This is a genomic window from Nostoc sp., from assembly GCF_036917515.1.
In the GTDB taxonomy this organism is placed as follows: domain Bacteria; phylum Cyanobacteriota; class Cyanobacteriia; order Cyanobacteriales; family Nostocaceae; genus Nostoc.
Genome location: NZ_JBALDE010000108.1, coordinates 36,878 through 52,304, shown reverse-complemented (window position 1 = coordinate 52,304; position 15,427 = coordinate 36,878). Strand labels below are relative to the sequence as shown.

Annotated in this window: 16 protein-coding genes and 1 pseudogene; 8 read left to right on the top strand and 9 right to left on the bottom strand. The window is 39.8% G+C overall.

From position 1 onward, the window contains the following. Positions 1 to 207: 207 nt before the first annotated feature. Positions 208 to 1,302: a phosphotransacetylase family protein gene (locus V7K89_RS14115; RefSeq protein ID WP_335188038.1), complete on the top strand. Its 1,095-nt coding sequence runs from the start codon at positions 208 to 210 to the stop codon at positions 1,300 to 1,302. Between the two features lie 34 nt (positions 1,303 to 1,336). Here the strand turns inward: V7K89_RS14115 and V7K89_RS14110 are convergent, their stop codons facing one another. Continuing rightward, on the bottom strand, positions 1,337 to 1,861 hold the full coding sequence (locus tag V7K89_RS14110) for a DUF4188 domain-containing protein (protein ID WP_335188036.1): 525 nt from the start codon (positions 1,859 to 1,861) through the stop codon (positions 1,337 to 1,339). 94 nt (positions 1,862 to 1,955) lie between these two features. Here V7K89_RS14110 and V7K89_RS14105 point away from each other — a divergent pair, with 94 nt between their 5' ends. From V7K89_RS14105 to V7K89_RS14090, 4 genes are all read left to right on the top strand, one after another. Further along, positions 1,956 to 2,501, top strand: coding sequence for a PadR family transcriptional regulator (locus tag V7K89_RS14105; RefSeq protein WP_335188034.1), 546 nt, complete (start codon positions 1,956 to 1,958; stop codon positions 2,499 to 2,501). Positions 2,502 to 2,585: 84 nt separating this feature from the next. Further along, on the top strand, positions 2,586 to 3,089 hold the full coding sequence (locus V7K89_RS14100) for a DNA recombination-mediator protein A (protein ID WP_334976739.1): 504 nt from the start codon (positions 2,586 to 2,588) through the stop codon (positions 3,087 to 3,089). A 156-nt stretch (positions 3,090 to 3,245) separates the two neighbouring features. Beyond that, positions 3,246 to 3,644, top strand: a complete 399-nt coding sequence (locus V7K89_RS14095; protein ID WP_335188032.1) for an MAPEG family protein — start codon at positions 3,246 to 3,248, stop codon at positions 3,642 to 3,644. A 96-nt stretch (positions 3,645 to 3,740) separates the two neighbouring features. Then, positions 3,741 to 4,232 (top strand): YajQ family cyclic di-GMP-binding protein, encoded by a 492-nt coding sequence (locus tag V7K89_RS14090; protein ID WP_012411046.1) that lies wholly within the window; start codon positions 3,741 to 3,743, stop codon positions 4,230 to 4,232. Between the two features lie 190 nt (positions 4,233 to 4,422). Here V7K89_RS14090 and V7K89_RS14085 read toward each other — a convergent pair whose 3' ends face one another. Continuing rightward, the gene (locus tag V7K89_RS14085) at positions 4,423 to 4,980 is read right to left on the bottom strand and encodes a glutathione S-transferase family protein (protein WP_335188030.1); all 558 of its coding nucleotides are present in this window, start codon (positions 4,978 to 4,980) and stop codon (positions 4,423 to 4,425) included. 6 nt (positions 4,981 to 4,986) lie between these two features. Continuing rightward, entirely contained in the window at positions 4,987 to 5,451 is a 465-nt protein-coding gene (locus tag V7K89_RS14080) for a hypothetical protein (RefSeq protein WP_335188028.1), read from the bottom strand. A 474-nt stretch (positions 5,452 to 5,925) separates the two neighbouring features. Between V7K89_RS14080 and V7K89_RS14075 the strand changes: the two genes are divergently transcribed. Continuing rightward, positions 5,926 to 6,651, top strand: a complete 726-nt coding sequence (locus V7K89_RS14075; protein ID WP_335188026.1) for a tetratricopeptide repeat protein — start codon at positions 5,926 to 5,928, stop codon at positions 6,649 to 6,651. Positions 6,652 to 6,871: 220 nt separating this feature from the next. Here V7K89_RS14075 and V7K89_RS14070 read toward each other — a convergent pair whose 3' ends face one another. Together V7K89_RS14070 and psaM are read right to left on the bottom strand one after the other, a co-directional pair. Then, the gene (locus V7K89_RS14070) at positions 6,872 to 7,282 is read right to left on the bottom strand and encodes a hypothetical protein (protein WP_335188024.1); all 411 of its coding nucleotides are present in this window, start codon (positions 7,280 to 7,282) and stop codon (positions 6,872 to 6,874) included. Positions 7,283 to 7,634: 352 nt separating this feature from the next. Then, positions 7,635 to 7,766: a photosystem I reaction center subunit XII gene (psaM, locus tag V7K89_RS14065; protein WP_190912801.1), complete on the bottom strand. Its 132-nt coding sequence runs from the start codon at positions 7,764 to 7,766 to the stop codon at positions 7,635 to 7,637. 158 nt (positions 7,767 to 7,924) lie between these two features. Between psaM and V7K89_RS14060 the strand changes: the two genes are divergently transcribed. Continuing rightward, positions 7,925 to 9,196 (top strand): FGGY-family carbohydrate kinase, encoded by a 1,272-nt coding sequence (locus V7K89_RS14060; RefSeq protein ID WP_335188022.1) that lies wholly within the window; start codon positions 7,925 to 7,927, stop codon positions 9,194 to 9,196. Between the two features lie 198 nt (positions 9,197 to 9,394). Here V7K89_RS14060 and V7K89_RS14055 read toward each other — a convergent pair. Further along, positions 9,395 to 10,600: pseudogene (locus V7K89_RS14055) on the bottom strand (McrC family protein). Next, complete coding sequence (locus V7K89_RS14050; RefSeq protein WP_335188020.1) at positions 10,591 to 12,186, bottom strand: McrB family protein; 1,596 nt, start codon at positions 12,184 to 12,186, stop codon at positions 10,591 to 10,593. The pseudogene V7K89_RS14055 and the gene V7K89_RS14050 overlap by 10 nt, the downstream one beginning before the upstream one ends. A gap of 212 nt (positions 12,187 to 12,398) precedes the next feature. Between V7K89_RS14050 and V7K89_RS14045 the strand changes: the two genes are divergently transcribed. Continuing rightward, the gene (locus V7K89_RS14045) at positions 12,399 to 13,139 is read left to right on the top strand and encodes a dienelactone hydrolase family protein (RefSeq protein WP_335188018.1); all 741 of its coding nucleotides are present in this window, start codon (positions 12,399 to 12,401) and stop codon (positions 13,137 to 13,139) included. 26 nt (positions 13,140 to 13,165) lie between these two features. Here the strand turns inward: V7K89_RS14045 and V7K89_RS14040 are convergent, their stop codons facing one another. Further along, positions 13,166 to 14,122, bottom strand: a complete 957-nt coding sequence (locus V7K89_RS14040) for an N-acetylglucosamine kinase (protein WP_335188016.1) — start codon at positions 14,120 to 14,122, stop codon at positions 13,166 to 13,168. Between the two features lie 14 nt (positions 14,123 to 14,136). Further along, positions 14,137 to 15,408: an MFS transporter gene (locus tag V7K89_RS14035; RefSeq protein ID WP_335188015.1), complete on the bottom strand. Its 1,272-nt coding sequence runs from the start codon at positions 15,406 to 15,408 to the stop codon at positions 14,137 to 14,139. Positions 15,409 to 15,427 lie beyond the last annotated feature (19 nt).

Genomic DNA, 15,427 nt, shown 5'->3' with positions numbered 1-15,427 from the left:
CCGAGACTTTTATTTATATTGCGATGATACGTATTATGCTTCGACGACTCGCATGAGTTTTTACTTTCTTGGACTTTTAAAACATCCTCTTAGAAGGTAATTCTGGGAAAGCTTAATTTGTGAGAGTGAGAGGCTTTTCCCAGAAGGAACTAGAATTAGGAAACACCTAGCTGGGTTCTTCTGACTTTTGAAATTAGGAGTGCATGTGTGCCAAAATTCCCTAAATATTTGCTGATTGGATCGACCGAGACTTACAGCGGTAAATCTGCAACTGTTCTGGGTTTGTCTCATCAGCTACAGCAAAAAGGTCTGGATATTAGCTACGGTAAACCACTCGGTACGTCTTTCAATTCGTCTAGTGGAACCGTAATTGAGGAAGATGTCCAGTTCATCGCTCTTAGCCTCAATTTGCCGGAAAACCGCGTTGCACCTACAATGCTGGCTTTGGATGAACCGAATGTGCAAAAGCGCTTGCGGGGGGAAGACAAAACCGATTATCAGCAGTCCCTAATACAGCAATATTTGCATAAGTCTCAAGGAGATTTAGTGTTACTGGAGGGGCCTGGTAATTTGTCCGAAGGCAATTTGTTTGACTTGTCTTTGCTGCAAATGGCTGAAGTCTTGGATGCTGGCGTGCTGTTAGTAACCCGCTATAAATCGTTGCTTTCGGTTGAGGCGCTATTGACTGCAAAACAGGGTCTGGGTGATCGCTTGATTGGAGTTGTAATCAATGATATCCCTGTCACCCAACTAGAAGCGGTTGACATTATCTTGCGCCCATTTTTGGAACAGCAGGAGATTCCAGTGCTAGCAATGCTGCCGAATAGCGATTTGCTCCGCAGTGTCAGTGTTGGCGAACTAGTCAAGCAGTTAAAGGCTGATGTTCTCTGTCGCAACGATCGCATGGATTTGTTAGTAGAAAGTCTCGCAATTGGAGCGATGAATGTCAACTCCGCTGTGAAATATTTCCGCAAACGCCAGAATATGGCAGTGGTGACAGGAGGCGATCGCGTGGAAATTCAGCAAGCGGCTTTAGAAACTTCTACCCAATGTTTAATTCTCACCGGACAACTACCACCCCCACCATTCATTCTCAGTCGCGCTGAAGAACTAGAAATCCCCATTTTGTCTGTTGACTTAGACACCCTCACCACTGTAGAAATTGTTGATCGCACTTTTGGTCAAGTCCGTGTCCACGAGCCGATTAAGGTTCTGTATATTTGCCAGTTGATGTCTCAGCATTTTGACATTGACCGCTTGTTATCCAAACTAGATTTAACTCCGGCAGGGGCATTATCTTAGATTTATCAACTCAAACTATTAAGAGCATCAATGCTCAGTTATCAGTTAGAGGCTGTATATCTGGTGAGGGTACAGCTGGCTCGCCGTCACCTCCTAGGCGACGGCGTGCTGTTTCCTTCCGTCCCATAGCTGGCACGTGCTTAGTTGCAGCAGCTAATCCAAAAACAGGCATATTCCCGTAAATTGCCTCATATCTTCCTGGTTCTATTAAATAGGTTTCGTGCCAAATGCCGACACTGCCATCAGCACCAATAGCTTGATTAAACCTTTGCCAAGCTTTTAGATGTGCATCGGCTGGATTTCTGGCAAAACGCTCTAAATCCTCGAACGATCGCCAATACTGAATCAGTCCTACCCCTCGCCAGTAAACAAAAGTTTCTCCACCTAAAAACCCTTTTTCAGGATTCTGGTAAAGGCTTCGTAACATGGGCGACATTGCTGTTGCAGTCGGAATCCATTTGGAAAAAGCGAATAATTTATTAATTCGCATCCCAATCAGAAACACAACAAAGGGTTGATCGATTTGGGCTGAAAATCGTCCCGGTATGACTTGAGGCATATACCACTCCTTGTTCTTAAGTTATTATGCAACTAATTGCATAATAACTTATATATGCAATTAGTTGCATATATCAAGTGGTAAATTAAAAATCATGGCATTAGCGCACGCAATATTAGCGGCTCTGGTTGACGCACCCTGTAGTGGGTATGATTTAGCAAAAAGATTCGATGGCTCTGTAGGCTTTTTTTGGTCAGCAAGTCACCAGCAGATTTATCGGGAGTTGGCGAAGCTAGAAGATCAAGGATGGATTAGTTACGAGTCGATTCTTCAAGCAGGACGGCCAGATAAAAGGCTTTACACTGTTACAGACTTGGGAGAACAGCACCTCAAAGAATGGATTGCTCAATCTTGTGAACCCACACCGATTAAAGATGATTTACTGGTAAAAATTTTTGCTGGTCATATTGTTCCTAAGCAAATTATCTTAGCAGAGCTAGAAAATCACCAAAACGCCCATCAAAAAAAATTGTCTACGTATAAGGACTTAGAACAGCGTTACTTTCAAAATCCGCAAGAACTGTCAGAATCAGGCAAATTCCGGTATTTGACTCTTCTAAATGGTATTAGTTACGAAACACATTGGCTAGCTTGGTGTAAGCAAGTAATGGAGTTACTGAACCAAACAATCGAAAATTAGTAGCAATGTTTAACTCAAGTTTTCCTCGTATCTACACGCTGTTTGGTAGAATATCTGGGTCGTTTAATCTGATTTTCTCCATCTTTGAGCCAATCAACAGACCTTATTAACCTAGATACACTAGCGCAAGAACTAGCGACAATCCAGCAAACGGGTTCTAAAAGAATTGCCTTGCTGGGTTCTCGTCACGTCCCGATTACGCATCAGAATCTTATTGAAATGATGACTTATGCCCTAGTTTTATCGGGTAATCGAATCATCACTTCTGGTGCTACAGGTACAAATTCAGCTGCTATCAAGGGAGCAACGCGGGCTGATGCAAATTTGTTGACGGTGATTCTACCCCAAAGCTTGGAACGCCAGCCTTTGGAATCGCGCCAGCAACTAGAACAGGTAATGCATCTAGTCGAAAATTCCAGTAATGATAATCTGTCTCTTGCTGAAGCTAGTTACTTATGCAACAAAGAGATTGTCTCCCGTTGCCAGCAACTAATCTGCTTTGCATTTCACGACAGTGGCACCCTGTTACAAACTTGTCAGGATGCAGAAGAACAAAGAAAAGTGGTGACGCTTTTCTACTTTGATTAGTCATTTGTCATTTGTCTTTCGTCTTCTCTTACAAAGTTCCGATGCCTACGGCGAGCTGCGCTAACGGAGGAAACCTCCGCTCAGACTTTGCGCTTTGTCCTTTGTATTAGACTAATGACTGATGACTGATGACTAATAAACAATAACTAATAAGTAATGATAATTTTTTTGTACTCGATCGCTGCTGCTGCTTTTCTAATTTATGTGCCATTTTTGCTAGTAGCTTATGCCCGTGCGCGTATTGGACCTGAAATGTTTTCTACTCCTCGCGCTCTGTTGGATAAATTGCCACCTTATGCCCAACGAGCTACTTGGGCACATCAGAATACCTTTGAAGCGTTTATGGTGTTTGCGGCAGCCGCATTGATGGCTTATGTAACTGGTGTAAATTCAACTAAGGCACAAGTAGCTGCGATCGCCTTTGTGGTGGCTCGTTTGCTATACTCGATTTTTTATATTTTGAATATACCCCTTTTGCGATCGCTGATGTTTGCCATTGGCATTCTTAGCTGTGCCACTCTCTTTTTCTTAAGCATCATCCAAGCTACTAGTTAATTGGGGTATGGAGACTGAGGACTGGGGAAGATTCCCAATCCAAAATTGTTCGACTGAGCGAAGTCGAAGTCCAAAACCTAAAATCTAAAATATTTTATGGCTTCTACTTTTTCCTTTGACATTGTGAGCGACTTTGACCGACAAGAGTTGGTTAACGCTGTCGATCAAGTTATACGAGACATCAAAGGTCGTTACGACCTCAAAGACACTGAAACTACCGTCGAGTTAGTTGAAGAAAGCATTAACGTTAGTACTGACAGCGAGTTTACCTTAGATTCTGTACACACCATTCTGCGAGAAAAAGCTGCCAAGCGTAACCTCTCCCAAAAAATCTTTGATTTTGGCAAGGTTGAATCAGCCAGTGGTAATCGCGTGCGTCAAGAAATCAAACTCAAAAAAGGCATCAGTCAGGAAATCGCTAAACAAATTTCTAAATTGATTCGGGACGAATTCAAAAAGGTACAAGCTTCAATTCAAGGAGATGCTGTACGGGTTTCTGCTAAATCTAAAGATGACTTACAAGTTGTCATGCAGCGTTTAAAACAAGAAGACTACCCAGTTGCTTTGCAATTTACAAATTATCGTTAAAAGATTCGTAATTCGTAGTTAAAAATTCATTACGAATTACGAATTACGCCTGATGTGAATTAAAAACGCCTCTTAATTCCATAAGGGTTTCTAGAGTCGCCCAAAATCATTATTTTGGGACTACCTATGAAATTACAAGGGTTTCAAGACTTAATTCACATTAAACGTGAATTACGAATTACGAATTATTTTAAGTCCGTTTGGCAATACTTCTTTGAAATGCTGGACGCTCAGATAACTGCTTCATATAGTTCAATACCGCTGGATAGGGGCTGAGGTCTAGTTTCAGTATCATGGGAATATAATTCAGAATAGCCCCCACTGCCACATCAGCAACAGTGAATTTATCGCCAAGTAAAAAAGGTTGCTGACTGAAAATTTCATTTAACTGAGTCAACAAGCGGGGCATTTCCCGTTCTCGATTTGCTTCTACAAAAATCCCTGACCCAAGGGTAGCATTAGCAAACAACACCCATTGAGAAAATACAGCACGTTCCTCTGATGAAAGTGAACTTTTACTGTACTTATCAGCAAGATACAGCAAAATTGCTCCAGATTCCCAAAGTTTAAAATCCCCATCAACAATTGCTGGAACTTTACCAAATGGGTTAATTGCTAAATATTCAGGCTGGAGATGTTCACCCATTTGCATATCAAGCTTGACGAACTCGTAGGGAATTTCTAATTCTTCCAAATACCAGTGAACAATCGAGGCTCGACTACGAGCGCCACCGTAAAGTTTGAGCATGATTACTTAAAGAACTTTGTGAGTGTGAGAATGCTGTTTAATATTGTCTTCTTTGGTGACTACTCTAGCGGCGTTTAACACCCGTTTCCGCTCAGTGGAATACTTAAATTCAGTGTAGTTTGTACCTAATGGAATCAGGGATTTTGCAGATTCACGACGCTTGTATGTACGAGCTGCTGCAAATGCCCGTGGCACAAATTCCTCTCCAAACTGAGCCGACTCTGGGAAGCCATCTGGCAGCAGTTGCAAATCGCCATCCAGCACAGATCCCAAAGTTGTGGCATGAGCCAGCTTATAGGAGGTAGGAATGCCCTTTAAAAGCGCTTCCAAAGCCGCAGAGGGAATCGGCTCTATAACTTCGATTTGATAAACTTCTCCATCTTCTTTGACGAAGCAGGTTGCCAAGCCAATAACAATGTAATCATCGGTTGCTAAATCAGGGGCATTGGGATAGGAAATTGCAGTTGTCATCGGTAAATTTCTCAAAACTTAAAAATTGAATCTAGGGAATGGGGAATGAGCATTGGGCATTGAGAAAAGACAAGGTAGACAAGGAAGAGGGGGAAGATAAAGGAAAGACTTGTTCAATAATTCACCCTTGTCCCTCTTGTCCTCTGCTCCTTTATCTCCCCTGCTTCCTCATCCCCTCTTTAATAATGGCTTGTTGGCATTCTACCAATTTGTCGCTCTGACTACTTGACTAGTCTTTGAGATTGATATCTGCTATTTCTGGAATTCACCTTCAAGATCAAGTATCCATGATTAGGTTTGAGGAGCAATTGTTTATTTAAGACATAGATTTCTACTGGTGTGAGTAGTTTAAATTCAGTCTTGAGATGGCTTTCCAGTAACCATAAATACTTTAAAAGTAGACCCAATGGTAAAACACCAGAGGGAAAAAACTAGAATTTTATTTCACAAAGCATGGATTTAATGTAGGAAAAGATGAATATTCACTCATTTTTAGCTGACGATGACCAGCAAAGTAAACAATACAAGTATGTTCTAAATACTACAAATAAAGTTCCAGATCGAAGGAAAAGCGATTACAGCAAATCTATTTTCGAGGATAGCTACTTACGCTCTTTTGCTTTAAAGTTGGCTCAACAAGGAGATTATACTGAAGCGATCGCACTTTTAAGCCAACTAATCTGCCGCAATCCTCACAATGCTGTTGATTACAATAACCGGGGGCTAATTTATTTTCAAAGTGGTGAAAGGCAAAAAGCGCTTTACGACTATAACACCGCGCTCAAACTTAATCCCTGTTTGGCTAGTGCTTATAACAATCGAGCAAATTACTACGCAGCTTGTAGAGAATTAGCAGCAGCACTTGACGACTACGATCAAGCGATTGATTTGAATCCTCGTCATGTTAGGGCGTGGATTAACAGAGGCATTACCTGGCGTGATTTGGGGCAATATGAAGAGGCAATTGAGAATTTTGAGGTAGCACTGCTTTTCGGTCAACTAGAAGGTCATATCTGGGCCGAACGAGGCAGAACTTACCATCTTTGGGGCGACTGGAATTGTGCGCTCGCTGATTATCGTCGCGCCCTCACTCAACTGCCCTCTCTTGACAATAGTAAGGATATTACTGGTTGTCGCTTGTGTTTACAACTCGAAAATTGGCTCAACGAGTTACTTTTGAATCAGCGTCCTAATTGGTAGATTAATTTTTTCTGGGGGATTTGAAATTCAAAATAATTGATTAAATTTTGAATTAGAGTTTAGTGGCGCTGTATCGCTAATGACTAATAGATGATAACTACATAGCTATTCAAAAATTAGCTATTAACCACTGTTTATTAGCAATAATATAAATTAACACCCGGTTTATACGTAGCCTGAATTACAATAAACCTAAATAATCCCGAATTCGCCATTTGTCTTATGGTAATGAGTCTGTTTGCTCATCTTCTCGGCGATCTTGATTCATCAACACCACCCGACGCTGGCTGGGATCAAATCGGTATCCTTGTTGTTGCCTAATACTTTTAGCTTGTTGCGGATCGAAGTTACGGCTAAATTCTGCCTGCAAACCATTGACATGTCCTTCCATCAGCTTGACTTCAGTACTCATTTCTCGCAACTTTTCTTGCTGTAACCAATGATAAGGCAAGAGTTGTGTTAAGGCAGATGCTGCAACGGCTGTAATCACAAGATTAACTGCTATTTTGGCTGTGCTTTCCAGTGCCATCACCTGGTAAGAACGTTGACGAAGATACCGCTTTGGTCGAGGAGTGACCCGACGTTTTTGTATAGGTTGTGACGGTGGTCTGGACGGTTGAATCGCGTTCATGATCCTAAAATATAACCTCGCTTAGTCAAGGGAAGCATTGTCAAGAGTGCTGAGTTATGAATTTTGTTAGCGGTAGCGGGAGTTTAGTCCGTGCTGAGTTAGAAATCTCACTCAGCACTCAGCACTCGATACTCGGAACTGAATTAGCACTCAGCATTCCTGAATGCTTGATTTAGCTGTCATATTACTTCATTTTTTTGAAATAGCTACAAGTGTTGTACCAGTTAAAAAATAACCTGGCTTACGTAAATGCAAGGTTTCAAGCTACTTATGGCATGAAACCACAAGCTTCTAAAAATTGCACCTCGTATCGCCAGGATTATTAGCTTTTTAACTGTGTCACATCGGAGCGTTATTTGTAAAGTTCTGTAGCTAATCGCCAAGCTAGAACTCCTGGGATCAAGGCTACAACTAGAGCGATGTAGACTTGAGTATCTGAGATGGAAGACACCTGAGCGATGTACAGAGTATCTAAAATAGGCATGGCTGAAAACCTCCTAACCTGAATAGATTTTGAATAGTTCGTTTACTACTTTTCCTTGTTTTGCCAGAATTGTGGAATATCTTGTTACAAGATGCAACAAAAGCAATTATTGATCAGTAGTTCTTATTTATTCTCCATTAAAAAAATTGATAAAAATTATGAATTTATATCTGGGTATCGACTTCGGCACATCTGGCGGACGTGGTGTGGTGATTGACGAGGAAGCCTCTTGTATTCAGACAGAAGTGCGATATCCCTTCCAAGACTCATCAGATGCCGTTACACCAAAAATTTGGCAGGAGGTTTTGTTTGCGTTGGTGGAACAAATACCTGAAGAGTTGCGGCGAGGAATTAAAGCGATCGCAATTAATGGTACTTCTTCCACCGTCTTGCTGGTCGATGCTGCTGGCAATCCAACAGATGCACCATTGCTATATAACGATGCGCGGGGATCGTTGATACTAGAGCATTTGAAGAGTATCGCACCCCCCAATCATACCGTGTTAAGTGCCACTTCCAGCCTGGCCAAACTTTTGTGGATGAGGCAATTACCCTCTTTTAGCAAAGCTAGATATTTCCTGCATCAAGCAGATTGGCTGGCGTTTCTCCTACATGGACAGTTGGGTATTAGCGATTACCATAATGCTTTAAAGCTGGGTTATGACGTAGAAGAGTTGAAATACCCAGAATGGCTAGAAAATTTGCAAATACTAATTCAGCTACCCAAAGTTTTAACTCCTGGGACTCCAATTGCCGAATTGCGACCGGAAATTGCGAACAAGTTCGGTTTTTGCCGTGATTGTCTGGTGTGTGCTGGTACAACTGATAGTATTGCCGCTTTTATTGCCAGTGAAGCAAAATTACCTGGTGAAGCCGTGACTTCCCTTGGTTCAACGTTGGTACTAAAGTTGTTAAGTCGTACCCGTGTAGAAGATGCCAGATATGGGATTTACAGCCATCGCTTGGGAGATTTGTGGCTGACTGGGGGTGCTTCTAATACTGGAGGTGCAGTACTAAAGCAATTTTTCACAAATGCTGAGTTAGAAAGCCTTAGCTTTAAAATTGATGCATCAAAAGCTAGTGAGTTAGATTATTACCCTTTGTTGAAGGTAGGCGATCGCTTTCCGATTAACGATCCCAATCTACCGCCACGTTTGTCACCACGCCCAGATGATCCAGTGGAATTTTTGCATGGGTTGTTAGAAAGCATTGCCCGCATAGAAGCGCGAGGGTATGAATTATTACAAGAAATGGGCGCAGATAAATTGAGCAGGGTTTATACTGCTGGCGGTGGTGCGGCAAATGATACTTGGACTGCAATTCGGGCGCGTAATTTGCAGGTTCCTGTAGTAACCTCAGTGTACACAGAAGCAGCTTACGGAACGGCGCTGTTGGCGATGAGAGGCGGAAGTAAGGGTGAACAAGAGTAATTGTGTAACAATCTTTTCGTAGGTATTTCGTAAATCAGTATCTATCCCAGTGACAATCTACATATCTCGGTCGATACTGTGATTATTAGATACCGGACTATAGATTCCAGGTTCATGATCTGGGCAGCTATTCGGGGATGGGTGCTTCGCAGCAAGCGAATGTTATCTATCCCCTTTACTAATTATTGGTATAAGTTCTCAGCAGATTAGGAGAAAAAGGTTTTTTAAAAAGGTTTGACCTGCGCGATCGAGATTATCATCTAGGGCAAAGGTGAGGCTGCGGACTCGGATTTGATCACTTTTAATATCTAGTGGCTGTGTCAAGTCTTTAGGGTATATCAAAAAGGCTTGCTTGCATTTTGTTGTGTTGGCGTAGCTGATCATTTGATGAATATCATCTGTAGATCCTGCCTGTTCAGGGGCTTTATACTTTGTATCCAAAACTGCTATTGTTTTACTAGTAGTAGCATCACACAGTAATATATCTATACTGAAGTGCCTATTCTGACTAATTTCTATTAGATGTTGCTGTTTGAAAAAATAGCCTTTTGGCGTATTTTTATTCAGCCATTCTGCAACAAAAAGTTCATATAAATGTGCCATATCGACAATAAAAGGTAGGGTTTTGTAATTTCCCATATTATGACTGTGACTACTATTTTCTAAAAAGAATCGACATAAATTATGTAATAGTTCATAGTCTGGATTAAGGCGATTATACTGTCTAGCAATGCAATCTTCTGCGCTACAAGGTTGCAGCGTTACTAATCCTTGTAAAGCGTGATAAGCTTTTCGTACTATTGGCGATACTCTTTCTAAACATAAACTGCTACGACCAATGATATAAAGTGCCCATGCCAGAATTTGATTTTCTTTAATATCAGCTGTATGTTCTTCTTAATCGCATTTAAGTTTAACATTCCACGGCTTTTGAATTACCTGTCGCACATCTAGTTTTCCCCGCACATAAGAAAACTGCTGTGTTTTAGGCAAGTAAGTACGATATAATCCTTTGCGGCATCGTTCTAAAACTTTATGGGCTAATATCTGAGCCAGATTATTATAAAATTCCTCTAGAGATTCACAATCCATCAGCCCTTCGAGAAAGCGAAAACTTTTCAAAGTATAAACATATTCCAGCATTCCGAAGAGGTTTTGAATAGGCACTTTTGGATTTATTTTTAGATGAAATTCAGGAGTAACAGGAATGCAACCTACCCATCCTTTAGCTTTCAATTTCCAATATCCTTTCGTTGTATAGGTAGGAAATTCTATATCTACTTGTGTTTTGTATTTCTCATATAACTCGACTCCGGCTGAATAGGGTATTTTGTCAAACGGAAATAATTTATTTTCGTATTCTTTAATCTCAATAATTCTTGGTTGTGCTAGGTTTATATCCATAGCTGAACCTGATCCTTGATTTTATCCCAGCGAAACTTATCTACTTTTTCTAGCTGGTTAAAAAAGTACTCTTCTAAATATGGCTCAATTTCCATACGCCATATATCTTCTATATCTTTACGTAGGTTGTCTGTTAAAAAGAATGAAATACCAATTTCGTAGTTTTTATCTGCGATCGCCTGATTTAATTGCTGTAAAATTTTAATTAATCCTTCTACTGAAACACCTGTTTTTAGGTGATAACGTTCCAGTACTTTATAGTTTGGGCGAAGTTCAATAAATGCAAAGCGGCGACGTAGCGCATGATCTATATTTGCAATAGACCTATCTGCTGTATTCATTGTTCCAATAATACGGACATTTTCTGGAATGCAAAACCTTTTACCGCCAGCTAATAGAATTTCTCTATCTCTGTACTCAAGCAAGTACATTAGTTCACCAAAAACTTGAGCTAAATTTGCACGATTTATTTCATCGATAATTAAAACACAAGTTCCTTGATGATACTCTGCTTCTTTGCAGAATTTTAGAAAACTGCCTGGAAGCAAAGGATATGTTAATTGCCCATCTTGGCTTTGAGGACGTATACCTTGAATAAAGTCCTCATAAGAGTATGCGGGATGAAATTGCACCAATTGTGAGAAGCCATCACTACCACCTATTAAATATTTTGCCAGGTGTTCAGCAATAAAGGTTTTTCCTGTTCCAGGAGAACCGTATAAGATTATTTGCTTTTTGCGATTAATTGTATGTATCCAGCGCCCTAACTCTGTTTCATTAAACCCAGTTTCCTGAGAAATTCGCTCAATAGAATACTTAGGTTTTATTTGATAGAAGGAAAAAAAAGCCACAAATTTATTAGTAGCATCTATAACTTCTTGAGATTGCTGAAAATCTTTATTATTTGTGCATTTCATCCATTCTGCGTCTGTATTATCTTCGTAAAAAAACATTTCTATGATTGCAGTTTCATCTCTAATAAATCCATTATTTTGATTATAAATTTCATGTATTTCGGCTAAGTTGACGATCTTATCCAAAAATATACTCTCACTAATTAGTTCAGCTTCCATTCTCTGCAACTCATATATATCTCCATCTACTTGAAACTGCTGGTGGTTAATTTTCCATACAGATTTAAATAGCATTGAGTCACTGTCTAGGCTATCCATCAGTACTTGCATTACTTGCTGTAAAGCATTATCGACAAAGTACAAAAGTAGATTATTTGGTTCGGATTTCGGTAGTATAGGGCAGCGTAAACCATTTACACAGTCGATTATGTATTCATTGTACTCATGAGTTATATGAATACCTTCAAGCCATTCTCTACTGTAATTCTTAATATAGTATTCCCAATAATAATCATTAAAAAATTCCAGGTAAAAACTTACAATAGCAAAAAATCTTATAACTACTAGCAAAAGCTCACGTTTATTAGAATAAGTTGCAAGTCCGGTGTAGATTATTATTTCCCATGCTTGCCAAATCAGTTCTAAAACTTCCCATTCTTGCTTTGATCCTCCAGTCGCAATTCGTGAAGCGTAAGCTACATCACCCCAAGTAAGAATATTTTTTTGATTCATATCACAGATGATCTAAATAGCCAAATTCATTACTTTATAATATTTAATACTTATTTATTAACTATTAAGGCGATCGCAACAAACTTTTACTGGAGATATTAAGCGATCGCAATAATGTAAAAGAACGCCAAATTGTGGGTTGAAAGTAACCGGATGCTGCGGCGCTACAGTGTAGAAGCTAATGACAGCAAGCGTAACACGGAGACAAAAAAGTGCAAATCACTAAGCGCAATGTTGAATTAAGAGTAGATGGCAGTTTAATGCGTGTTTATATTGCGGCTCCCAAAGCAGCAGGAAAATACCCTGGTATTGTCTTCTACAGTGATATTTATCAGTTAGGTGATCCAATGATTCGTCTAGCTAACTATTTAGCAGGATACGGCTATGTAGTAGCAGCCCCAGAAATTTTTCACCGAATTGAGCCAGTTGGTTTAGTAATTGAGCCAGACGATCTTGGACGAATGCGCGGTAATGATGATGCGCGTCGAACCTCCGTAGCTGATTATGATGCCGATTGCCTTGCTGTGATTGAATTTCTGAAAACAGAGAGTGCGGTTTCTCCAAATCAAATAGGCACTCTCGGCTTTTGTATTGGTGGACATTTAGCTTTCCGCGCTGCATTTCAAAGCGGAATTCGGGCTGCTGTTTGCTGTTACCCTACTGGTATTCCCAGTGGTAAACTCGGTAAAGAGGTAGCCGATACAATCCAGAGGGTAAGTGAAATTAAAGGCGAGATGCTAATGGTGTTCGGTACTCTTGACCCTCATATACCAGAGAGCGATCGCCAAATCATAATAAAAGCAATTGAAAATGCTAACATACCTCACCAAGTTTTCTTATATGAAGCAGAGCATACATTCATGCGCGACGACGGTTATCGTTATGATTCTAGTGCTACCACCGCAGCTTGGTCTGAAATAATAACTTTCTTGGAGCGCATATTTGCAGAGTGAAAACTTATATTATTGCTTTCTTCGCGTCAAATTTGAGTTGTCTGCAACGCCAACAAACCAGCACCATAAGCAGGTTCATACCTCGGAAAAATCACCTTTACTTCAGGAAACTTCTTCATAATTGATGCTGCAAATCTTTCATGGATCTTGCATTTACCCCGCCATACACTTCCTGTTGTGACTATTTCTAAAACTGAGTCGGCAGTAAAAATTGCATCAATTACTGTAGATGTAGCTTTCACTAATTCTTTGACAGCATCATCAATGATGATATTCGCTACTATATCACCTGAGGCAGCTGCAAAATCTACAATTGGTGCTAAAGCCGCTATCTGTTTAACTCCCCATTCTCGCCGATAGACTACTTCTATTAAATCTTCTATACTTTCCAAATCAAGATGCTGTTTGAAATCCTCTAGCAAACTCGTTGATATTTCCCGTCCATCATAAGATTTTAATGCTGCATTCATGCCAGCGATCGCAATTTTATAGGCGCTACCTTCATCTCCTAAAATATATCCCCAGCCGCCGACTCGCTTAGTATGTCCTTGATGATTTCGCCCAAAAACTATTGAACCAGTACCTGCTGCAACCACAATTCCTACATGCTGACCAATTCCACCAACTAAAGCAATTAAAGCATCGTTACAAATTAGAATATTCGCTGGCTGTAATGCCAAAATAATAGGTAATTTGTTATTCTGCAAGTCTTGTACTAAAGCTTTTACTACTTCGATATCTGCTGTACGACCTACACCTGCTAAACCCAGGCATATCGCATCAATCTTCACATTATTTGTAATTCTTGCTGTCTCAACCGCATTGTGAATTGCAGATTGAATAGATTGGAGAGTGACTTTAATACCTATACTCTGATAATTAGATGGGCCTGCTTCACCACGACCTAGCACTTGACGCAAATCATCCATCAAGACACAAACAGTCTTGCTACCTCCACCATCTATTCCCAAAACATAACTCATGATCTGTAATAATGTTAATTATTTTGACGCTTTGGTTCTTCTGTTAAAGGTATAAAAAAGAGAGCAATCATCCCAGGAATGGTCAGCAAACAAACTAAGATAAAAAATAATGGATAACCAAATGCTTTTTGCAAATAACCGCTAATTAAACCTGGTAGCATCAAGCCTAAAGCCATAATACCAGTGGAGATAGCAAAATGAGAAGTTTTATATTCGCCTTGGCAAATATACATTAAATAAACACTAAAAGCTGTAAATCCAAACCCATATCCAAATTGCTCTAAGGAAACCAAGGGATACACTAATATTAATGAAGGTTTAGTGTAAGCCATATATACATAAAATATATCAGGCAAGTTCAAAGCTAAAGCCATAGGAAACAAACATTTTTTTAATCCATATTTAGAAATTATCAAGCCTCCTATAATTCCTCCACAAATAAGAGATATTACTCCAAATGTCCCGTAAACTAATCCGACATCTGATGTTGATAGTCCTAAGCCCCCTACTTCTGGTTTATCCAATAAAAATAAAGAGGCTATCTTGACAAGCATTGCTTCACCAAGTCTGTAAAGTAAGATAAATGCTAAAATATTTATTATTTGATCCTGAATAAAATATGAGCTAATTATTGACCAAAAAGGTATATTTTCTCTAGTTTGGATTTGTCGTTGATTATCTAATTCAGGTAAGGGTAAAATTAGGTGATGGAAAATAAATAGGATTGTTAAAATTAAAGCTGAAAAGCCAATAGCTATAGTCCAGCTTAAAGGAATGTTATTGAGAGATACTTCAAGTTGACCGGCTAATACTACTAATATTCCTGAACCAAAAATGACAGCCATTCTATAAAACAGTGAGCGAATGCCAACAAAGAAGGCTTGTTGTTCTGGAGATAAAGCCAGAAGATAGAAGCCATCTGTAGCAATGTCATAAGTTGCAGAAATAAATGCTCCTATTGTTAATGCTGCAAGGGAGATGAAAAAGAAATTTGGCAGTTGTAAGGAGAAGGCTATCAAACCCAAGCAGCAGAACATGGCAAATTGGGTATAAAGTATCCATTTGCGTTTGGTAGAGTAAATATCAACAATTGGGCCCCAAAACATTTTGATGACCCAAGGTAGATAGAGAAAACTTGTCCATAAGGCTATTTGAGTGTTATCTATTCCGAGTTTTTTGAAAAAGATTACGGAAACTGTGTTGATGATGACGTAAGGTATGCCGGAGGCAAAGTACAACGTGGGTATGTATGTCCAGGGCGAATGGCTGGTGGTTTGAGGTTTCATGTTTGCCTCTAATTCTCGA